The sequence below is a fragment of the Mesorhizobium sp. M2E.F.Ca.ET.209.01.1.1 genome, assembly GCF_004010375.2.
Taxonomy (GTDB): Bacteria; Pseudomonadota; Alphaproteobacteria; order Rhizobiales; family Rhizobiaceae; genus Mesorhizobium.
Map to the genome: position 1 here is coordinate 81,907 of NZ_SADP02000003.1, position 21,149 is coordinate 103,055.

17 protein-coding genes and 1 pseudogene are annotated in these 21,149 nt (G+C 64.1%); 4 read left to right on the top strand and 14 right to left on the bottom strand.

Annotation, left to right across the window (positions count from 1 at the left end):
* Window positions 1-125 precede the first annotated feature (125 nt).
* A complete protein-coding gene (locus EN852_RS06600; protein WP_189545762.1) occupies window positions 126-1,076 on the top strand; it encodes an ATP-binding protein in 951 nt (316 codons plus the stop codon).
* Here the strand turns inward: EN852_RS06600 and EN852_RS06605 are convergent.
* A complete protein-coding gene (locus EN852_RS06605) occupies window positions 1,073-1,807 on the bottom strand; it encodes a response regulator transcription factor (protein ID WP_127874323.1) in 735 nt (244 codons plus the stop codon). The genes EN852_RS06600 and EN852_RS06605 overlap by 4 nt on opposite strands.
* A 1,017-nt stretch (window positions 1,808-2,824) precedes the next feature.
* On the opposite strand from EN852_RS06605, the gene EN852_RS06610 reads away from it, so the two are divergent.
* Both EN852_RS06610 and EN852_RS06615 read left to right on the top strand, forming a co-directional pair.
* On the top strand, window positions 2,825-3,610 hold the full coding sequence (locus EN852_RS06610; protein WP_127874322.1) for a hypothetical protein: 786 nt from the start codon (window positions 2,825-2,827) through the stop codon (window positions 3,608-3,610).
* Window positions 3,611-3,674: 64 nt separating this feature from the next.
* Window positions 3,675-4,049: a hypothetical protein gene (locus EN852_RS06615; RefSeq protein ID WP_127874321.1), complete on the top strand. Its 375-nt coding sequence runs from the start codon at window positions 3,675-3,677 to the stop codon at window positions 4,047-4,049.
* Window positions 4,050-4,506: 457 nt separating this feature from the next.
* On the opposite strand, the pseudogene EN852_RS06620 reads toward EN852_RS06615, so the two are convergent.
* The 8 genes and pseudogenes from EN852_RS06620 to cbiE all read right to left on the bottom strand — a co-directional run.
* A pseudogene (locus EN852_RS06620) lies at window positions 4,507-6,123 on the bottom strand (OFA family MFS transporter); the annotation flags it as partial.
* Between the two features lie 615 nt (window positions 6,124-6,738).
* Window positions 6,739-7,749, bottom strand: coding sequence for a nicotinate-nucleotide--dimethylbenzimidazole phosphoribosyltransferase (cobT, locus tag EN852_RS06625; RefSeq protein WP_127874319.1), 1,011 nt, complete (start codon window positions 7,747-7,749; stop codon window positions 6,739-6,741).
* 24 nt (window positions 7,750-7,773) lie between these two features.
* Window positions 7,774-8,541, bottom strand: coding sequence for an adenosylcobinamide-GDP ribazoletransferase (locus EN852_RS06630; protein WP_127874318.1), 768 nt, complete (start codon window positions 8,539-8,541; stop codon window positions 7,774-7,776).
* Complete coding sequence (locus tag EN852_RS06635; protein ID WP_127874317.1) at window positions 8,538-9,854, bottom strand: cobyrinate a,c-diamide synthase; 1,317 nt, start codon at window positions 9,852-9,854, stop codon at window positions 8,538-8,540. Before EN852_RS06635 ends, EN852_RS06630 begins: the two co-directional genes overlap by 4 nt.
* Window positions 9,851-10,648 carry a uroporphyrinogen-III C-methyltransferase gene (gene cobA / locus EN852_RS06640; RefSeq protein WP_127874316.1) on the bottom strand — a complete coding sequence of 266 codons (798 nt, stop codon included), beginning with the start codon at window positions 10,646-10,648 and terminating at the stop codon, window positions 9,851-9,853. Before cobA ends, EN852_RS06635 begins: the two co-directional genes overlap by 4 nt.
* A 14-nt stretch (window positions 10,649-10,662) precedes the next feature.
* Complete coding sequence (gene cobM, locus EN852_RS06645) at window positions 10,663-11,427, bottom strand: precorrin-4 C(11)-methyltransferase (RefSeq protein WP_127874315.1); 765 nt, start codon at window positions 11,425-11,427, stop codon at window positions 10,663-10,665.
* On the bottom strand, window positions 11,424-11,933 hold the full coding sequence (locus EN852_RS42205; protein ID WP_246694200.1) for a cobalamin biosynthesis protein: 510 nt from the start codon (window positions 11,931-11,933) through the stop codon (window positions 11,424-11,426). The genes cobM and EN852_RS42205 overlap by 4 nt, the downstream gene beginning before the upstream one ends.
* Window positions 11,930-13,171 carry a precorrin-6y C5,15-methyltransferase (decarboxylating) subunit CbiE gene (gene cbiE / locus EN852_RS06660; protein WP_127874314.1) on the bottom strand — a complete coding sequence of 414 codons (1,242 nt, stop codon included), beginning with the start codon at window positions 13,169-13,171 and terminating at the stop codon, window positions 11,930-11,932. Before cbiE ends, EN852_RS42205 begins: the two co-directional genes overlap by 4 nt.
* Before the next feature lies 1 nt (window position 13,172).
* Here cbiE and EN852_RS06665 point away from each other — a divergent pair, with 1 nt between their 5' ends.
* Window positions 13,173-13,940, top strand: coding sequence for a cobalt-precorrin-6A reductase (locus tag EN852_RS06665; RefSeq protein WP_127874313.1), 768 nt, complete (start codon window positions 13,173-13,175; stop codon window positions 13,938-13,940).
* Here EN852_RS06665 and EN852_RS06670 read toward each other — a convergent pair.
* Genes EN852_RS06670 through cobN form a run of 5 tightly spaced genes read right to left on the bottom strand, consistent with a single transcriptional unit; the run spans window position 13,904 to window position 21,142 of the window.
* A complete protein-coding gene (locus tag EN852_RS06670) occupies window positions 13,904-14,668 on the bottom strand; it encodes a precorrin-3B C(17)-methyltransferase (protein ID WP_127874312.1) in 765 nt (254 codons plus the stop codon). The genes EN852_RS06665 and EN852_RS06670 overlap by 37 nt on opposite strands.
* Complete coding sequence (locus EN852_RS06675) at window positions 14,665-15,414, bottom strand: precorrin-2 C(20)-methyltransferase (RefSeq protein WP_127874311.1); 750 nt, start codon at window positions 15,412-15,414, stop codon at window positions 14,665-14,667. The genes EN852_RS06670 and EN852_RS06675 overlap by 4 nt, the downstream gene beginning before the upstream one ends.
* Complete coding sequence (locus EN852_RS06680) at window positions 15,411-16,043, bottom strand: precorrin-8X methylmutase (protein ID WP_127874310.1); 633 nt, start codon at window positions 16,041-16,043, stop codon at window positions 15,411-15,413. The genes EN852_RS06675 and EN852_RS06680 overlap by 4 nt, the downstream gene beginning before the upstream one ends.
* Complete coding sequence (gene cobG / locus EN852_RS06685; protein ID WP_127874309.1) at window positions 16,044-17,537, bottom strand: precorrin-3B synthase; 1,494 nt, start codon at window positions 17,535-17,537, stop codon at window positions 16,044-16,046.
* A complete protein-coding gene (gene cobN, locus EN852_RS06690) occupies window positions 17,534-21,142 on the bottom strand; it encodes a cobaltochelatase subunit CobN (protein ID WP_127874308.1) in 3,609 nt (1,202 codons plus the stop codon). The genes cobG and cobN overlap by 4 nt, the downstream gene beginning before the upstream one ends.
* Between the last annotated feature and the right edge of the window lie 7 nt (window positions 21,143-21,149).

Consider the following 21,149-nt stretch of genomic DNA (forward strand, 5'->3'; position numbering starts at 1 on the left):
ATTTGTACAAGTCATACGCACAGCTATCTGGATCGCTGGCAATTTTCATTTTCAGCGTTGGAATTATAATCCTATCTTTTCGAGCAAACGAAGCGGTTATAATAGACAATTACTCATCTATCATAATGATACTCATCTATGCTTTTTTCGTTGTAGGGCTTTTATTTAGATTTAGCCTCATCGTCTCTGCGCTGGCTATCACAATGTATATAGCTTCGCTGGCATACAGCTCCGACATAGGCCCTGCTATCGCCAGTAGCCTCGAAACTTCCTTAGTCGTTATCTTTTTGCTGATGGGGCTAAGCGCTTACCAGAAGGAGTTGATCTCGCGGCAGCTGTTCCTGACGGAGACTAGGGAACGAGAGCGGCTTTCACGGCAGACCCAGCAAGATGCCACGCATCTGGAATGGCTGCGCACCTTTGCACGCTTCCTTCGACATGAGGTTCGCCAGCCTGTCGCGCAGATCAATTCCAGCCTTGAACTTCTTAGTCTCTTTGCAAACGGTGACGATCGCGTTCCGGAATTTCTGAACCGCGCAACGATCGGAACGCAGAACGTCTGGAACTTGATTGAGCGCGCCAGCCGGGCCACCGACGTCGAGGCCTACGTGCGCGAGAGACAGCATGAGAGGATAGATCTTCATGCTCTCCTGGTCGGCTTGGTCGACGATTTCAGGCAAACCCATTCCGGGCTGGAGTTTTCATTGAAGTGCGATCATCCGATCCTCATCCATGATGCCGACCCGTTGCTCATCGAGCAGGCGATCCAAAATTTGCTTTCGAACGCATCATCGTTCGCCACCGAGCACAGCGTCGTAGACATCTCATTGCAGCCCCGTGGGCTAGAGGCAGTCGTTAGCGTTCGAAATCAGGGGCCGACTGTTCAGCTAGACACCGAAGCGTTGTTTGGCCCCTTTTCATCAACCAGGGCTTCGCCGACCAGCGAACACCATGGACTTGGCCTCTATTTGGTTCGGTTGGTTGCCGAACAGCACGGTGGCAGCGCTGAATTGAAAAATTTGGACGATGGAACCGGCGTGGTTGCGTCGCTGGCAATTCCGGTGCGAGGCGTCTAGTCCTCCACCCAGCGGTATCCCCGGGCTCGCTCCGATTTGATGCAAGCGAAGTCGGGGGCGAACCTTTGGATCTCCTCGCGAATGGCTTTGATGTGAACGACAATGGTGTTCGGCTGAACAGTGATGTTTGCAGCTCGCATCAATTCAGACACCGAGCGCACAAGCCCGGCGTTCGAGAAGAGCTCACGTAGTATCCAGAACTGCGTCAAAGACAGTTCGAGTGGGTTTCCGTCCCAATAGGCACGTGAGAGCCGATCATCAATTCTCAGGAAGGAACCCTTCTCTGGGCCCTTTTCCGGCGAGGGGATAGTAGCTTCTGCTCTCAGTGCATCCACCCTGCGCAATAGGGCATTCACGCGGGCCGCAAGATATGCCCCAGAAATGGTTTTTCCGAGATAATCGTCAGCCCCCATCCGGAGGCCGCTAATTCGATCAGCTTCGTCGTCGTGCTCCGTTAGAAAAATGATGGGAACCGTCTTGTTCATTTCCCGGAATTGCCGGCACAAGTCGAAGCCGGCCTCGTATTCCGAACCCAGTGTGACGTCCAAAATGACGATGTCGAACTGTCCACCGACAAAAGCTGAAATCGCGTCATTGGGGTTCTCGCAAGCCATCACTTCGAAGCGGTGGGCGCCCAGCAATGTTTGGTAGTTGCTTCGCAGCGTAGGATCGTCTTCCACCAGCAGGATCCTGCGCCTTGGCGTGTCGGGCAACTTCTGCATTGCAAGCATTTCGAGTGGAATCTCCGAACCCGAGCCGAACGCTCGACGACACGGTGCTCGCGTTGGAGACGGATTGCAACTGCGGCTGGATGATCGTCTATGAATTATGATGAATTATGATGAATAGCGCGATCTATTTAAGCGTCGCAGGGTTCTCCGCAATAATCTAAACAAATCTCCGCAAATACCTCACTGAGCGAATATTGATGGATTGGGCCTGGCAAGGCACCTTTTGCAAATCAATACCGACCGGAGAGGAGAGATGAAATGCGTATTATACTTTCAGCATTGTTGCTGGCAACCCTTACCGGCTGCACAACAGCCCAAGTCAACAGCACCTTAAACAACACCGCCAATGCCATGTTGGCGAACCCAAGCCTATGGCAGCCGGCTCGCAGGGCACCCGTCCGTCGACCAGCGCCTTACATCCCGCCCCCGACAGTGCCCTACAGGCCAACAACCAATCCAAGTTGGAATCCATCCGGCGGTGGGTATACGCCTGAATGTGTGGGCCCCGATGCCTGCTCTGCGCAGTAAGTGGCCGAGATTCAGTCGGCAGTTCTGATGCAAACCTAAGAGATCTAAGCACCTGGCTTAGCCAGAAACAATAGGAGAAGTGCAATGAAATTGCTTAAAACGAAGCTGGCTGCATCTATCGTCATGTCCGTATGCGCAGTAAGTTATTGCGAAGCTTGCGCACAGTTCTACTTTCAAAACGGACGATCCTACGTGAAGAACAACTGCAATAGGACGATAATGGTTACTTGGCAGGACCAGGGATATTGCTCAACAAGATGCGCAGCCTATCTCAGGCCTGGCGGGTGGGAAATGATCACGTCCATTCAAGGCTCATACAGCGCCTCTGAGAGATATTGGCCATAACCCGCAACCGGCTCTGAGCCAAGCCTCCCTCGCCTTGCTGATTGCAGTCGCCGTAAGAACGTTCACTCAAGAGAACGGGATACGGAGAACTAAGCGGGGGCGGGACGCATAGTGGATATCAATGCAAGAAATGGAGGTCAGGTCATGAAACGCACAGTAGGGCTTGTCGTCGCGCTAACAATGTCGACTGTCCACCACTTATACGCCCAGGATGCTTTCAACGACGGTCGGTACTGCCAACAGAAGCCAGGGGCATGTCGCGCTTCTCCCCCATCATCAGGCGGCGCCAGAGTTTATGTGCCGTCAGTACCCAGTGGCGGGAGTGGCGGCGGCGGGCTCAGCGCCGGCGAGGCAGCGCTGATCGGTGTAGGAATTGGCCTGTTGGGGCAGGTCATTCAACAGGCAATCAGTAACCCGCAACCACGCCAGCCGTCCCAGTCCACACAGGGTAAATGGAGGCCGACCATGCCTCACACGCGGCCGGTGACTTACGCGCCAATCGAACCGTCGGCCGAGGAGCTCAGACTACGGCAAATCGACGCTTTCCGCCGACAGCAAGTGAAAGAACAGATTGAAGCCGAGAACGCCGCGAAACTGGCGGCCGACAGCACGACGTGGGGTAAATTCAAGCAGAACGTCGGTTGGACAAATGATGACACACGCACAGTGCAGAAGGGTGTAGCCAAAGGGATGGTCAACAATGCCGCCAAGCGGACCTTAGGTGCTTGGATCAACGACACTTTCGGAAACGGCACCGCAGACACGGAGGATCTATCCAACAAGGCAGCCGACACCATGCTGGACCTTAAGCAAGGTATCTGGGGGGTCGGCGAGCGTGTGGGTAACGTGCGCGAAGCGCTTCAGAAAGATATCCAGAAATGGTTGGACGACGAAGTAATTAGCCCGGTCAAGGAATTCAAATCTAAGTAACACAAATAGTAACCAGGCAGAGAGACGGCGCGCTATCAGCTGCAGCTGCAGAGGGAGTACGAAAATGAAGAGGGCTATCTTTGTCCTTATCGGACTATTCACGCTTGCTGGTTGTTCAACTACCAGCAGTGGCACGAAAACTGACTCCGCTATCACCAGCACAATCAGTGGCTATCGGAGTTGCACGGTCAATACCATGGCGCAGAACCTAAGCAACTCCAAACGCCTCGAAATTGGCGAAACTATAGATCGCGCTTGCGGCGATTACATGGACAAGTTCGGCGCGGAACTCAAGAAGGCCGGCGTCAAATCTAGACAGGTAACTTTGTACCAGAGTCAGCTACGCACCACGACCATAAAATACACAACAGCTGTCATAACGGCGGTCATGTACAAAGAGTATCAGAAGCTAACGAGTCGTACCAAGAAACCATCATAACGTATCGAGTGATGACGTACTTTAACCTGTAGTTCAGTGCTCGCGTAAACATCAGAGATACGACAATTTACAGAAATTCGTCGAGTCATATTGCCTGTTGATGTCGGCTAGGCGCGCGCAGTTACCCCCGCAGACGTTCCGCTCGCCCCAGTCGCCTTCAAAGGTCCGAATTTGAAATTCCGAGTGACAAGCTGCCGGTCCACTCTTGGTCCCATTCCAGACTACTAGTCCAAATCGATCTCGGATCCTCCAAACTGGTACCGTCCTCCTTCATGACTATTCATCTGGAGGCTATAAGACCGCACCGGCCGGCCTACCGCATTACTGACATGTCTCTTGGTACTGGGCGGTAGTGAACGTCGCGATCAATATCGACGTCGTGTTCACCGAGTTCGAACATAGAGCGGACCATGGCAATGCGGAAGGTTGTCATGATGCGCGGATCGGCCAAGAGCACGAACAAAGCGGCGGTGCTCTTCAGCGTGTTCCAGACGCCCCAGAGGACCGGGATTCCGACCGCAGTCCAGGCAAGCAGCGCCTTGCCGTCGAGCCCACCCTTGCCGATGCCGAAGCCGCCGCTGGGACCGGGCTGCGATACCGCGGATTTGGCTTGCAGGGCGGCGACCTCCTCATCCGACATGTACCATTTGTCGCTGAGCGGTCTCACGAACGTGTTGGCGATAAGGCCAAGCAGCAGGATGCCGGCCAGGATGTACATGGTGAAATCGTACACCTGCGCGCGCGGCACGCCCGCCGCGAGCTGAAACTCGCGGATGTAGTTCACGATGACTGGACCCAGGATGCCGGCCGTGGCCCAGGCCGTCAGCAATCGCCCGTGGATGGCACCGACGAACTGGGTTCCGAAAATATCCGCCAAGTAGGCGGGTATCGTGGCGAAGCCGCCGCCATACATGGACAAGATGATGCAGAAGATCGCCACGAACAGCACCTGGTTGCCCATATGCGCGGCGGTTGGAGCCAACGCATAGAGCGCGATGCCGAGGATGAAGAAGGTGTAATAGGTATTCTTGCGCCCGATCTTGTCCGAGAACGTCGCCCAGAAGAAACGCCCGCCGATGTTGAACAGTGAAAGCAATCCCGCAAATCCGGCCGCGATCGCCGCGATCGCTGCCTTTTGCTCTGCCGACAGGTCATTGAAGGCCAACTCCGGCTGGCCAAGCAGGCGACCGCCAAAGATTTCCTGGAGCATCGGCGAAGCCATGCCGATAACGCCGATGCCGGCCGATACGTTGAGGCAAAGGACAAGCCAGATCATCCAGAACTGCTTTGTTTTGTGCGCGTCGCGCAGATGCACATTGCGGGTGGTTATCATGGACGTCTTTGTCGCGGATGGAGGCGTCCAGCCTTCGAGGCGCCATCCGGCCGGGGGGATCCGGTAGCCGAACGCACCGGCGATCATGAAGGTGAAGTAGATCGCGGCCATCACGACGAAGGTCTGCCAGACGCCGGCGGAATCCACGGTCTTGAAGTGGCTGATCAACAGATTGGCGAGCGGCGCGCCAATCATCGCGCCGCCGCCGAATCCCGTGATCGCCATGCCGGTCGCCATCCCGCGCCGATCTGGGAACCATTTTATGAGCGTCGACACCGGCGAGATGTAGCCGAGGCCGAGACCGATGCCGCCGATCACGCCTGCGCCAAGCCACATCAGCCAGAGCTGGTGCACGGCGATCCCGCTGGCCGCTATCAGCATTCCACCGCACCAGCAGCACGCCGCCACCACGGCCGCCTTGCGCGGCCCGACCCTCTCGAGCCAGCCGCCCCAGATCGCTGCGGAGCCGCCGAGCAACACGAAGAAGAGCGTGTAGATCCAGCCAAGGTCGGATATGCGCCAGTTACAGCTTGTCGTGAACAGCGCGGAAAGAAGGTTCAGGTCGGCGCACGCGGCCGGCTGTTGCGCATCGAGGACTTGTGACAAGGGCAGCCAGAAGACGCTGAAGCCGTAAGCCATGCCGATGCACAGATGTATCGCCAGCGCTGCAGGCGGCACCAGCCACCGGTTGAACCCGGGCCTGGCCACGATCCTCGCCCGGTCGAGCAGGCCGGCCTGCATCGGAAAATCCAACTCAATTTTAGCGTCGGTTGTCACAATGTTCCTCCCCGTTGCAGTGGCCGTTCTGTGGCGGTCGCTCGCCTTGGTGTTTTCAAGGCAGATCCACCCCTCGACCATTGACGACACGGACGCTGAAGATAGTGTCGACGAACTGGGCGCAATAGTTCGCCGCTGCGGTCGGAGTGACAAAGCCGCGTGTCACGAGGAGCCTTTCCGTTGTCGCAAGAGCACCGTCGGGAAGTGGATCCTTAGGATCATTTCACCGTCGGGCGGCCTCCGTTGGAAAAGCTCGGAGCGTTTCCCTGTTAGGGCCTGGTTCATTTCCCTGTTAGGCCGAATAGGGAATTGCCTGCCAAGGTGCTGAAACTGCTGCCGGATTCAAAGTCGAATTTGATCCCGGGGCCTAATGTGTCCCAAAATTCGCTGTTTTTCGGCGCCTAACAGGGAAAATCAGACAGAGACTAGTTCGCCACTGACTGCCAGCACCACCAAATTTCTCTTTGATTAGATGGAAGTCCCGCTGGCCAAGTCGATCGGCTGCTTTGGCCGTTGGCGACTTGTTGTAGGCTTGGCGGACGGGCTGCCCCAGAAGGGCAACCCGCCATTTGTTGCAGCCTATTTCTCCGAAACCCCCGCCTCGGCAAAGCTCGCCATCCTCGTATGGCACTCCAGCGCCGAGCGGACGATGTTGATAGCAAGGCAGGCGCCGGAGCCTTCGCCGAGCCGCATGCCTAGATCGAGCAGCGGAGGCAGGCCGAGCGCCTCCAGGAGGCGGCGGTGGCCGGCTTCGGCCGAGACGTGGGCGGCAATCGTATGGGCGAGGCCGGTTGGATGCAGCCTCGCGAGCGGAGCGGCGGCGGCGGTGCACACAAAACCGTCGAGCAGCACCGGCACGTTGTTCTTACGCGCGGCGACCGTGGCGCCGAGAATGGCGGCGAGCTCGCGTCCGCCGAGCGCCGCGGCAATCTTCAGCGGGTCGGAGAGCGAATCGGCGTGGCGCTTGAGGCCAGCTTCGATCGCCACCACCTTGCGCTTCAGGCCGGCGTCGTCGACGCCGGTGCCGCGTCCGGTCCATTTTTCGGCGCCGCCGCCGAACAGCGCCGTCGAGATCGCGGCAGCCGGGGTGGTGTTGCCGATGCCCATTTCGCCGAAACAGACGAGATCGAGGTCCTTGGTCACCGCATCGTAGCCGGTCGAGACGGCGGCGAGGAATGCCTGCTCGTCCATCGCCGGCACTTGCGTGAAATCGCCGGTCGGATGATCGAGATCGAGCGGAATGACGTCCAGCTTGGCGCCGGCAATGCGGGCCAGCTGATTGATGGCAGCACCCCCGCCGGCGAAATTCGCCACCATCTGCACCGTGACTTCCGACGGATAGGCTGAGACGCCCTGCGCGGTGACCCCGTGATTGCCGGCAAAGACGAAGACTTTCACCGCATCGAGCTTCGGCATGTCGCGGCCCTGCCAGCGGCCAAGCCAGGCGGCGATCGTTTCCAGCCTGCCAAGGCTGCCCGGCGGCTTTGTCAGTGTGTCCTGGCGGCGGGCGACGGCGCCGGCGGCGGTGTCGCTGCCAGCCGGAAGATCGAGGCAGGCGGCACGCAGTTCATCGAGGGATTTGAAGGACATGGGGGCAAGGTCTCCGAAAAAGAATCAGGAAAGGCAAACGGAAGCGACGAGCAGCACCGCGATCTCGCCGAGCTGCTGCAGCGCGCCGATCGTGTCGCCGGTCTGGCCGCCGATCTGGCTGAGGCAAAGTGAGCGGAAACCGGCGAAGAGCAGGCCGAGCAGGATGAGCGCCGCGATCGCGCCGCCGAGGCCGAGCGCCAGCAGCGCCACCGCTCCGAGCGCAGCACCTATGACGGCGGTCTCGGCAGTGACGGAGCCCGCATTGGCGGACAGGCCGTCGGCTCGGGCAGGCGGCAGAAGATGCATGAAGGCGCCGAACAGGCCGCGCGAGGCGGCATGCGCGGCAAGCAGCGCCAGGAAGATGTGGCCGGGACCGGCGAGTTCGGAGAGCGCGCTCCAGCGGATGAGCAGCGAGGCGCCGAGCGCCGCGGCGCCATAAGCGCCGATGCGGCTGTCGCGCATGATTTCCAGTTTCCTGTCGCGCGTCCTGCCGCCCCAAAGGCCGTCGGCGATGTCGGAAAGTCCGTCCTCATGCAGACAGCCGGTAACGAGCATCGTGGCGGCGAGCGTCAGCGCCGCCCCCGGGCCGCTGGCAAGACCCAAACTATAAGCGATGGCGTAGACGAGCGCGCCGATGATCGCCACGGCGAGACCGGCGAAGGGCGCCGCCCAGATCGCATCCGCCAGGCTGCGGCCGCCGAAATCGCTCGAGGGCAATCTCAGCCGGGTGAAGAAGACGAGGCTGAGGCCGATATCGTCAAGCAATTGCCTTGGGGCGGAAGGGCCGCTCATGCGCCCCTCGCTATGGCATGGAAGAATGTGCCGCTGACATGGCCGCGCCGGCAGCCGGAAGCGCCGAGCGGATTGCCCTGGCCATCGGCAAGGTCGGCCAAGGGCTCGTCATTGCCGGCGGCCGTCATCTGCGCATAGTGGAATTCGTGGCCACGGATCAGCGTGCCTTCCGGTCCCAACGGGCAGGCGGCGCGCAGCCGCGCCTCGCGATAGCCAAGGTTCATCTTGCGCTTGGCGAAGCTGGTGGAATGGCCGAGCAGGCCGAGCATCTTGTGGCTCTTCCCGTCCGCATCCTCGAGCACTTCGCCCAGCACCATGAAGCCGCCGCACTCGCCGTGAACCGGTTTCGTCGCCGCAAAGCGCGCCATTCCCATCTGGAAGTCCGTCGCGGCCGCAAGCTTGCCGGCATGGAGTTCGGGATAGCCGCCGGGCAGCCAGCAGACCTCGCAGTCCTGCGAGGGCCCTTCGTCGGCAAGCGGCGAGAAAGGCACGATCTCCGCGCCGGCCTTGCGCCATTGCGTGGCGACATGCGGATAGAGGAAGGTGAAGGCGGCGTCCTCGGCCAGCGCGATGCGCTGCCCAGGCGGTTGCAAGGCGTCGGCAAAGTCGCCGGGCGAGGGCTGCAGAGGTGTCGCCAGCTTGAGGATGGCATCGATGTCGAGCGATTTCTCGACCATGTCTGTCAGCCGGTCGAGATGCGCCATCAGGTTCTCGTATTCGCCGGCCTGGACGAGGCCGAGATGCCGCTCCGGCAAGTTGAGCGTCGGATCGCGCAAGATGGCGCCGACCACAGGCAGGCCGATCGCCTCGATGGCGTCGCCCGACAGACGGCGGTGACGTTCGCTGCCGAGCCTGTTGAGCACGACGCCAGCCATGCGCACATCCGGATCGTAGGTGGCAAAACCCTTGGCGACGGCGGCCGCCGTCGTCGACTGTCCGGACACGTCGAGCACCAGCAGCACCGGCAGACCGTAGAGCCGGGCAAGATCGGCGGCCGAGCCGGAGCGGCCTTCCGGCGCAGGAATGCCGTCGAACAGGCCCATGGCGCTTTCGAGGATGACGTATTCGGCGTCGTCCGCGGCCTGGGCCGCCAGCGCGTTGAGCAGGTCAGGCGACATCGCCCAGCTGTCGAGATTGACGCCGGAAAGCCCGGTCGCGGCGGTGTGGAAGCCGGGATCGATATAGTCCGGTCCGGACTTCGCGCCACGCACCTTCAAGCCGCGCCGGGCGAGCGCGCGCAACAGGCCGATGGTGACGCTGGTCTTGCCTGAGCCGGAGCGCGGGGCACCGATGATGATCGCACGCGCCGTCATGCGCCGCCCGCCAGTGCCGCGCGCATGGTGACGATGCCTCCGACCACGATCAGCGCCGGGGACGAGAGCCCGGCGGCGGCGGCTTCGTCCGCTATGGTGGCGAGCGTGGCGACAACGATCCGCTCCTGTGCGGTGGTCGCAGCGACAATCACCGCGGCGGGTGTCGATGGCGCGAGACCGCCCTCGAGCAGCTTTGCCGCGATCACCGGCAGATTGGCCATGCCCATATAAACGACGACCGGCTGTCCGGTGCGGGCGATGGCTGCCCAATCGATGTCATCATCGGTGCCTGCGGCGTGGCCGGTCGCCAGGATGACGGCCTTGTTGATGCCGCGCATGGTGGCGGGAATGCCGGTGGCGGCCAATGCACTGAGGCCCGAGGTCAGGCCGGAAAGCACCCGGAACGGAATTTTTTCTCCTGCGAGCGCCAAGGCCTCTTCGCCGCCGCGGCCGAAAATATAGGGATCGCCGCCCTTAAGCCGCACGACGCGGCGACCTTGGCGCGCCAGCCGCACCAGCAGGGCGTTGATGTCGTCCTGTTTCATCGAGGGCTGGCCGCCGCGCTTTCCGGCGTAGAAGAGCTCGGCGCCCTGGGCTACCGCCACGACTTCGGGCGAGACCAGCGCGTCGTAGACCAGCGCGTCGCATTGTCCGAGCGCGGCCAGCGCTTCCAGCGTCAGGCAGCCGGGGTCGCCGGGGCCGGCGCCGGCCAGCCAGACATGGCCGGGTTCCAGCTCACGCGGCTTGAAGTTCAGCCGCGCCAACGCCTGCTCAACCGTAGCCCGTCCGTTCATGTTGGCGCTGCCGTTCACAATCCGTCCCGTCCGCGAAAACGCCGCTGGTAGTGGGCGTCGTAGAGTGAGCTTTCGTCGAAATCCTGCGCCGCGAGCGCGCTGCCGACGAAGATGATCGCCGTGCGCTCCATCGGGTTTTCCGCCAATTGCGCTTCGATGGTGCCGAGCGTGCCGGTCAGGATGCGCTCGTCCGGCCAGGAGGCGCGGAAGACGACCGCGACCGGACACTCGGCGCCGTAAAGCGGCGTGAGATCGGCGACGATGCGGTCGATGGCGTGGATGGCAAGATGGATGGCAAGCGTGGCGCCGGTGCGACCGAAGCCGGCCAGCGTCTCGCCGGGCGGCATCTTCGAGGCGCGGCCGGAAACGCGCGTCAGCACCAGGCTTTGCGCGAGTTCGGGAATGGTCAGCTCACGGCGAAGTGCCGCCGCCGCCGCCGCGAAAGAGGGCACGCCTGGGGTGAGCGTGTAGGGGATGCCGTGGTTTTCCAGCCGCCTTATTTGCTCGGCCACCGCGCTCCAGACCGAAAGGTCGCCGGAATGCAGGCGTGCAACGTCCTGGCCGGCCTTGTGCGCGGCGACATATTCGGCCTCGATCTCGTCCAGCGACATCGGCGCGGTATCGATCAATTTGGTGCCGGGCGCACAATGCTCGAGCAGCTCCGGCGCGACGATCGAGCCGGCATAGAGGCAGACCGGGCAACTGGCGAGCAGCCGCGCACCGCGCAACGTGATGAGGTCGGCCGCACCTGGACCCGCGCCGATGAAATGGACCGTCATGGCGCGTCTCCGCTGATGGCGATGGCGCAGGTGACCGGACCAAGCACCGTGCGAGGCCCGAGCAGTCTTGCGCCGGCTCCGGCAACGGCCAGGGCGGACGCCTCCGAAACCGACGGCGTGCCGGCGCGGCTCTGCGAGAGATCCGAATGACTGAGCAGAGACGCCCCCTCATCCGGCCCTTCGGGCCACCTTCTCCCCGTGGGGGAGAAGAGATTGGCGGCGGCGCCTGTCATCTCCTCTCCTCTTGGGGAGAGGTCGGCCGAGCGAAGCGGAGGCCGGGTGAGGGGGAGTGACGGTTCGGCGCCGGAAGCATCAACCACTATTACGGGAAGGTTGAGTTCACGGCCGGCGGCGAAAATGGCTTCTTCGTTGCGTTTGAATTCGGTCGTCGCCAGCGCCGAAAGCGCCGTAATGGCTAGGCCATGCGCCTCAAGCGCGGTCTCGATCGCCGCCAATACTTCTTCGACGCTCACGCCTTTGCGGCTGCCGATGCCCGCGACCATCATGGTTTTGTCCAGCTCCACTGCGTGACCGGCATGGCCGGGCGCCAGGCTTGCATGGAGCCAACTGGCGCTGCGCGCGACAGCGCGATGCGGGTCAGGTCGCCGCCGCGCCTGTTGCACTGGTCGAGCAGCAGCGCCTCCATCTCCAGCGTCACCGCGTTGGCGACCAGCCGGCCGCCGGAACGCAGCGCCTTGATCGCTTTCTCCAACACGCCGGCATCGCTGCCGCCGCCACCGATGAAGATGGCATCCGGCGTCTGCAGTTTGGCGAAGGCTTTGGGCGCGGCGCCTTCAACCACGACAAGGCCGGGCACGCCGCAATGGGCGGCATTGCGGGCGATGCGGGCGGCGCGTTCGCCGTTGGCTTCGATGGCAATGGCACGCAGCGAAGGATGCGCCAGCATCCATTCGATGCCGATCGAGCCGGAGCCGGCGCCGATGTCCCACAACAACTCACCGCGCCGCGGCGCCAGCGCCGAAAGCGTGATGGCGCGGATCTCGCGCTTGGTGATCTGGCCGTCATGCTCGAACAAGTGGTCGGCGAGGCCGACGGTCAAGGGCAGGATGCGCGCATCCGGCGTTGATTCAATTTCAAACGCCAGCACGTTGAGCGGGTTGATGTTTTTGAGATCGAAGGCGTCGGCGCGGGAGGTTCGATGCGCTTCATCGGCACCGCCGAGCGCTTCGAGGACCGTCAACCGCGACGGGCCGAAGCCGAGTTCGTCGAGCAGTGCGGCCATGGCAGCCGGGGCATCGCCGTCGGAGGTCAGTGCGAGGATGCGCGCGCCGGGGTGGAGCAGGGGGCGGATCAGGTCGATCGAATGGCCATGCAGCGAGATGGTCTCGATGTCCTGCAAGGCCCAGCCGAGACGGGAGGCGGCCAGCGATAGAGACGACGGCGCCGGGAGAACGAGCATCTCATCCGGCTTCACCTTGCGCGCCAGCGTGACGCCGACGCCGTGAAAGAACGGGTCGCCGGACGCGAGCACGCAGACGTCCTTGCCCGCGAGTGCCAGCACGTCGCGCATTTCCGCGTCGAAGGGTGTCGGCCAGGAGCGGGTTTCGCCCCTGGCCAGGGATGCGACGAGCGCAAGATGCCGCTTGCCGCCGAAGACGACATCCGCCTGCGCGATGCGCTGCTTGGCCTCGTCGCCGAGACCCGCTACACCGTCCTCGCTGATGCCGACGATGGTGAGCCATTTTGAGGCGGGCTTGGCGGCGCGCGGACCCTTAGCAGGCATGATGACCCACCGCATTCTGATCCTCGGCGGAACCACGGAAGCCCGGCAACTGGCCGGAAGGCTGGCTCGTCGCAAGGATTTTTCCGTCACGCTGTCGCTCGCCGGCCGCACCGAAAGTCCGGTCGCGCAAGGCGTGCCGGTGCGCGTCGGCGGTTTTGGCGGCGCGGAGGGATTGGCCGCCTATCTTCGCGACGAGCAAGTCGATCTGCTGATCGACGCCACGCATCCATACGCTGCTCGTATTTCCGCCAATGCCACCGAGGCCGCCGAGCGAGCCGGCGTGCCGATCCTTGCCTTGAGACGGCCCGGCTGGGAGCCTGTGGCAGGCGATCGTTGGACGATGGTCGACAGTGTCGCCGAGGCGGCAAGTGCGCTCGGCACGGCGTCGCGCCGCGTTTTCCTCGCGATCGGCCGGCAGGAGGCCGGCGCCTTCGAGGCTGCGCCGCAGCACGGTTACCTGATCCGCAGCGTCGATCCGGTCGATCCGAAGCTTGCCGTGCCCGATGCGCTCTACCTGTTGGCGCGCGGGCCGTTCGCCGAGGCGGATGAACGAGCGCTGCTCGAACGACACGGCATCGATGCGATTGTGTCGAAAAACAGCGGCGGGGAGGCGACCTATGGCAAGATCGCCGCCGCGCGGGCGCTCGGCATCGAGGTGGTCATCATCCGCCGACCGCCTTTGCCGGACGTGCCCTCGGCTGAAACCGTCGATGCGCTGGCGGCAAAGGTCGATCATCTTTTCGACCCCGTTGCCGAACGCGGCGTGTAGACCAGCGCGGGTTTTTCGCCCCGCTTGATGATCCGGGTTTCGGGCGAGCCGATGATGATGCAGGTCGACATGTCGGCTTTTGCCGCATCGGCGTCCGCGAGCAGGAAAACCTCGATGCGCTCGTCCGGCCGGCCGGCGGCGCGACCGAAGATCACCGGCGTGGTGCCGGGCAGGATCGCCTTCAGGCATTCGAAGGCGCGGCCAAGCTGCCAGGGGCGGGCCTTGCTGATCGGGTTGTAGAGCGCGATGACGAAGCCGGCGCCCGCTGCCGCCAGCAGGCGCAACTCGATCAGCTCCCACGGCTTCAGATTGTCGGAGAGCGAAATGGCGCAGAAATCATGGCCGAGCGGCGCGCCGATGCGGGCGGCGACCGCCAGCATGGCGGTGACGCCGGGGACGACCGAGAGGTCGATGGCACGCCATTCCTCAGGGCCAGCCTCGATCGCTTCGCAAACGGCCGCGGCCATGGCGAAGACGCCGGGATCGCCGCCGGAAACGACTGCCACGCTGTGGCCCTCGGCGGCCTTGGCCAACGCCTCATTGGAACGGGCAAGCTCTTCGCGGTTGTCCGAAGCGATGCGGGTCTGATCCGGCCGCAGCTCCAGCCGGTCGAGATAGGGCTTGTAGCCATAGAAGAAGGAAGCCCCGGCGACGGCATTGGCAGCCTGCGGCGTGACCTGGTCGGCGTTGCCGGGTCCGAGACCGATGACGGTAAGGCGGCCGCTCATGCCTTGGCTCCAGGCTTGGCCGACCAGCCGGCGACCAGCACGATGGCGAAGTAGGGGGCCTTGTCGTCCGGCTTTTCGGCCAGCCGCATCGAGACGCTGCCCGGCATGGTGCCGCGTTCGACATAGACGGCTTTCGTCAGCTTGCCGGCGGCTTCCAGCGCGCGGCGGATTTTCGGCAGGTTGCGGCCGACCTTCATGATCACGGCAGCATCGGTGTCGGCGAGGCGCCGGGTCAGCTCGAACTCGCTCATCGTGCCGGGCAGCACGGTCAGCACGTCGTCGCCCTGGACGATCGGCAGGCCGGTCGTCGACCAGCAGCCGGACATGGCGGTGATGCCGGGGATGACTTCGGTCGGGAAGCGATGCGCCAGGCGCACATGCAGATGCATGTAGGAGCCGTAGAAGAGCGGATCGCCTTCCGAAAGCACCGCCACCATCCTGCCGGCGCCGAGATGCTCGGCGACCTGTTCGGCCGACTGCTCGTAAAAATCGCTGATCTGCGCGCGGTAGTCGTCGTGATCCTTGTCGATCTCGGTCGTCACCGGATAGAGCAGCGGCAGCTCGATCATGTCCGGGCGAAAGCGCGCCTCGACGATGGCGCGGGCATTGCTGTTGTTGCCGCGCTTGGCGAAATAGGCAACGACGTCGGCCTCAGCCAATGCCCGCGCGGCCTTCAGCGTCAGAAGCTCCGGATCGCCGGGGCCGGTGCCGACGCCGACGAGGCGTCCTTTCGGGAGAGCGTTCACAGGCCTGGCCTCGCCAACGAATTGAGCGCGGCCGCCGTCATGGCGCTGCCACCGAGCCTGCCGCGCACGATGGCGTAAGGCACGCCATAGGAATTCTCGGCCAGCGCATCCTTGGATTCGGCTGCACCCACGAAACCGACCGGCATGCCGATGATCGCGGCCGGCTTAGGCGCACCGTCGCGTAGTTTTTCGAGCAGATAGAAGAGCGCGGTCGGCGCGTTGCCGATGGCGACGACCGAGCCGGCCATGCGCTCGCCCCAGAGGTCGATCGCCGCGGCCGAGCGGGTGTTGCCGATTTCCCTGGCGATGTCATGCGTGCGCGGGTCGCGCAGCGTGCAGATCACCTCGTTGCCGGCCGGAAGGCGCGCCCGGGTGACGCCATTGGCGACCATCTCGGCATCGCAGAAGATCGGCGCGCCGGCGGCGAGGGCAGTACGAGCGGCGGCGACGAAATCGCTGGAGAAGACGAAATTCTTAGCGGCTTCGACCTGTCCGCAGGCGTGGATCATGCGGATAGCGACATCGGCCTCGGCCTCGGAGAAGCGCGACAGGTCCGCCTCGGCTCGAATGATGGCGAAAGAGCGCTCGTAGATCGCCATCCCGTCATGGATATAGTCGTAGGCGGCCATTCACTGGTTCCGTCGATAGAGTTCGGCGATGCCGATAGCGCCAAGCCTGGTGAGGCAAGCGGCGGCGGTTTCGCCTTGATGTCGTTCACGGCGGATCGCGGCCGCAATGGCGGCGACCCCGCGCGCGGCGTCATAGCCCGGCCTGTATCCGGCAGGAAGGGCCTTTGCCGTCCCGTCCACGACAAGTCCGGCTTCGTTTTCGTCGCCGACCAATGTCAGTGCGGCTGCGCCCGGATGCGCGCAGCCCTTGGCGCAGCCGGAAATGTGGAGCGTCAGCGAGGTGTCGAGGAGTTCGGGGCTTTGAGCAGCGATTGTCTCGGCAATGGCGCGCGTGGCGATGCGGCCGGAGGCGCAGGCCGGCGTGCCGGGACAGGCGGCAATGCGGGTGCGGGGGTCGGCGGGGGAGGTGACGAAGCCGAGGGTGGTGGCCGAGGCCTGTAGTGAGACGCAGGCGGATGGCGAGAGGCCGAGGACAAGCAGGGCGCGGCCTGGGGCGAGGCGGATTTCGGCGGCGCCGAGGATTGAGGCTTGGCTTGCGAGGTCGATGAGATTTTGGGCCGGCATGCTGCCGTAGGGGAGGACGATGCCGAGGGCGTGGCCGGTGTTGAGTTTGAAGGTGCCAATGGGGGAGCGATGGCGCTCCACGGCGCCCCCCTCTGTCCTGCCGGACATCTCCCCCACAAGGGGGGAGATTAGGCTGTCGCCGCCGGTTTCGCGAATCGCCGACCTGGAAAGATGAGAGTTCGCTGCAGTAAGTGAGCCGGCGGCGAAGCTGCCAATCTCCCCCCTTGTGGGGGAGATGTCCGGCAGGACAGAGGGGGGCGCGAAGGAATGCCAGCCTACGAGAGAGGCCAACTGCCGCTCCGACAGATCCCGCGTGTGTGCCTCGCGGCCCTTCTCGGCGACCATCCTGAGCGCAGCCACAGCAATGTCGCTCGCCGCATCAGCATCGACCGTTGCGAGCGGCTTCGCGCTTCGGCCATCGCCCGCAACCGACACGCTCCACTGGACGTCTGCGGTAGCGCGTACAGCGGTCAACCTCACATCCGCAGTGACCGCATCCATCGTAAGCTGCCCGCCGCCATCGACAATCACCGACACCTTCGGCCCCAGCCGTGCCGTTTGCCCGGCCTCTTCAATCGCCGCCCTGATCCGCTGGGCCAGCGGGCGCGGGTCGACAATCTCCTGCGGATCAATCCCCGCCAGCGGCCCGGTCTCAATCGGCACGCCGCTGCGCACCGCAATGCCCATCGCATCGACCTCAGCCGCCAGCAGCCTAGCGCTTTCCGTGCTCAGCCCGCGGATCTGCAGGCTGCCGCGCGCGGTCACTTCCATGATGCCGTTGCCATGGCGCAGGGCGGATTCACCGAGTCCAATCAGCGACTTGGGCGAAAGTCCTCCAGCGACCGGATTGAGTCGCACCAAAAGGCCGTCGCCGGTCTGCATCGGCGCGCTGAGAGCAGGGCAGGCGCCGCGGCGCGAGAACGCGTTCATGCGGCAACTCCGCTTCCCTGAGCCTCGACGATCAGGGCCGCGAGATCGTCGTCGATGGAATTCCTGAGCGGATGCCAGAGGCCACGCCGCCGGGCGGCGAGTAAGCGCTCGGCAATAACTTTTGCGGCAGCAGGGTTCTCGCGCAGCAGGAAGGCGCGAACGTCCGGATCGCCGATATAAGCGTCATGCACTGCCTCGATCAGCGCGCCTGAAATGGCATGGGTGGTCTCGGCGAAGCCGACGAGACGGTCGACCGTCTCGGCGAATTCGGAGGCGCCGCGCGGGCCGTGGCGCATCTGGCCGGCGATGAAGCGCGGATTGACGGCGCGGGCGCGCACCACGCGCGACACCGCTTCGCCGACCGAGCGCGGCTTCGGCTTCTTCGGGTCGGTGGTGTCGAGCACGATGACATCGGCATTCCGGCCGAGCGCGGCAAGCGCTGCCGAAAAGCCGCCGATGAAGGCGACGTCGGCCGAGCCCTCGAGGATATCGCGGCCTGGATCGTCGCCGGTGTGGACGAGGAGATCGGCCTCGGCGATCCGCCCCTCGAAGGCGCCGGGCGCGGAGATCGCTTCGCCGTCGGCGCCGCCATAGGCGTGTGAGGTGGCGTCGAGATAGGCGCGGCCAACCTCCTCGCGCGCGCCCCATTCGCCGCGCGACAGCAAATCCTCGATGCCGGCGCCGTAGGTGCCTGGCGAAGTGCCGAAAATGCGCGGGCTGACCTTGCCCTGGGCGCGGGTCGCGGCGGCAAGTGGGTTCTCGGAATCGTCCTCGTCGCGGCTGGCGACCGCGTTGGCGGCGGCATCGATCAGCGCGATCTGGGTCGGGAACATGTCGCGGAACAGGCCGGAAATGCGCCAGGTGACATCGACGCGCGGGCGGCCGAGCGTGGCCGGGGGCAGCACCTCGATGCCGGTGACGCGGCCGGTCGCGGCATCCCATTGCGGCCGGCACCCCATCAGCGCCAGGCCTTGCGCGATCTCCTCGCCGCCGGTGCGCAAGGAGGCCGAGCCCCAGAGGTCGATCACCAGCGAGCGCGGCCAGTCGCCATGGCTTTGCATATAGCTGCGCACGACCTCTTCCGCTGCCGCCTGGCCGAGATCGTAGGCAGTCCGCGTCGGCATGGTGCGCGGATCTGAGGTGAAGAGGTTGCGGCCGGTGGGCAGCACGTCGGAGCGGCCGCGCGCCGGCGCGCCGGCGGGGCCGGCCTTGATGTGGCGGCCATCGAGCGCGGCGAGCAGGTTCGCTTTTTCGGTCGCCGCGCTTTGCCGGCGCAGAGGATCTGTCTCGTCTTCCGGCGCGCGGCCATAGACATGCAGCCCGTCCTTGACGGCGAAATCCTTGAGATCGCAGAGCCAGGCATCGATGCGGCGCAGCGCTTCGTCAGGCTGGTCGGTCTTTGCAACGCCGGCTTCCGAGGCAAGTCCAGTCTTCCGTGCCGTCTCGACGATCAGCTTTGCAAGGCGGTCACGGCGGCGGCGGTCGAGACCATCGGCCTGGGCGTATTCATCGACCAAGCGCTCGAGTTTCTGTTGCGCCTCGTCGAGGCCGGCGCCGGTCAGCGGCGGCGGCAGGTGGCCGAGCGTGACGGCGGCAATGCGGCGCTTGGCCTGCGCAGCCTCGCCGGGATTGGAGACGATGAACGGATAGATGACCGGCAGCGAGCCGGTGACGATCTCGGGGAAGCAGGTGTCGGAGAGCGCGACGGTCTTGCCCGGCAGCCATTCGAGCGTGCCATGCGCCCCGACATGGACGATGGCGTGCACGCCGAGCGATTTCCGCAGCCAAAGGCCGAAAGCGATCAGTTCGTGACGCGGGGGGAGCGTCGGGTCGTGGTAGTCGGCGCGGCGGTCGGCGGAACGGCCGCGATCGGGGGCGAGTGCCACGGTGACGTTGCCGAAGGTCGCGGCGTTGAAGGGGGTTTCGAAGTTTTTTTGCGAAGGTCGGCGTTCTGTCGCGCCCCCCTCTGTCCTGCCGGACATCTCCCCCACTTGGGGGGAGATTGGCAGTTCCTCTGCCGGCGCTCTCCCTGCAACGTTGGAGATTGGCGAAAGCGCAGACGAGAGCTCAATCTCCCCCCTTGTGGGGGAGATGTCCGGCAGGACAGAGGGGGGCGCATTGACGTGAGCTTCGTCATTTGCCTTGCCCCAAGCGGCCTCAACCGCATCGCGCGCAGCTTCGGGCAATTCGGCCGAGAAACGCAGGTAGTCGTCCAGCCTCAACCCATGCCCACCCACCTCCAGCGCGTCCAGCAACTCGCGCGGCGATTGCGGAATCCCGTCAACCGCATAGCCCTGTTCTTTCAGGTCGTGCAGCATGGCGAGTACGCTGGACGGAACGTCCAGCCCAACCGCATAGCCGGTCCGGCCAGGCGCGCTCGGATAGTCCGGGATCAGGACCGCCAGCTTGCGTTCGGCCCGCCCGGTCCGCTGCAGGCGAATGAACGCCGCGATCCGCCTGGCGACCTGCGCGACGCGATCCGCTTCCGGACGGTTGGCGAAAGCGCGAAAAGCCAGCGCCGGGTCAGTCTCGACCTCGCCCTTGAAGGAAATCGCGCCGGCGAGGATGCGGCCGTCGAGCTCGGGCAGGACCACATGCATGGCGAGATCGGCGGGCGCCAGGCCGCGCTGGTTCTTCTCCCAGACCTCGCGCCGCGTCGTGGCGACGATGACCTGGAAGACCGGCACGCCGGCACGGTCGAACAGGGTTTCGGCGCCCGGTTCCGCGCCGGAGGCAAAGGCGGTGGCGGTGACGATGGCTGCGGGGTGCAGCGAGGCGAGGGCGGCTTCGACGAAGGCCAGGGATGCTGGGTCTTTCAGGCTGGAGACGAAGATCGGCGCCGGAGCCAGGCCATGTTGGCGGAGCGCTTCCACCAGCGTGTCGATGGGCGCCACGTCGGCGGCCAGCAGCATCGAGCGGTAGAAGAGGATGGGAACAATGGGGGTGCCGAGGCTGCCAGCGCCGAGTTCCTTCGCCCCCCTCTCTGTCCGGCAGGACAGAGAGGGGGGCGAAGGATCGCCAACGCTCGATAAGATAGGGTTCTCTACAACGCCTAGCCCAGGCTGATAAAACCCCGCCTTCGGCACGCTCACTGCCTCGGCCACCGCCGCATCCGATCCCGCAAGCCTTGCCAGCCTTTGCACCAGCGCCGCCATGTTTGCCGGGCCGCCTTCGCGGAAATAGCCGAGCAGGGCGTCCAACTCCGCGCGCGGCAGGGTCGAGGCTTCGATCAGCCGCTGGTCCTCGTCATGGCTTTCGCCGGGCAGCAGCGCCAGCTTGATGCCGCGCTCGCGCGCCATCGCGGCGAGCTGGTCGCAGCCGTAGCGCCACCAGTCGTAACCGCCGAGGATGCGGACGAGGATTACCTTGGCATGGCGGGCGACGCTGTCGATCCACAGGTCGACCGACATCGGGTGGCGGAGATCGCGCAGCGCCGCCAGCCGCATCGAGGGCAGCCGCTCCGCATCGGCCTTCCAGGCGGCGGCGAGGCCGGCGAGATCGCTGTCGGTGAAGGACAGCGCCACGACATCCGCAGGCGTCTGCCTGAGGTCGACAGGCTCGGCGAGATCGTCGAGCGAAGCGGATGTGGTGGCGAGGATATGCATCGCAGCC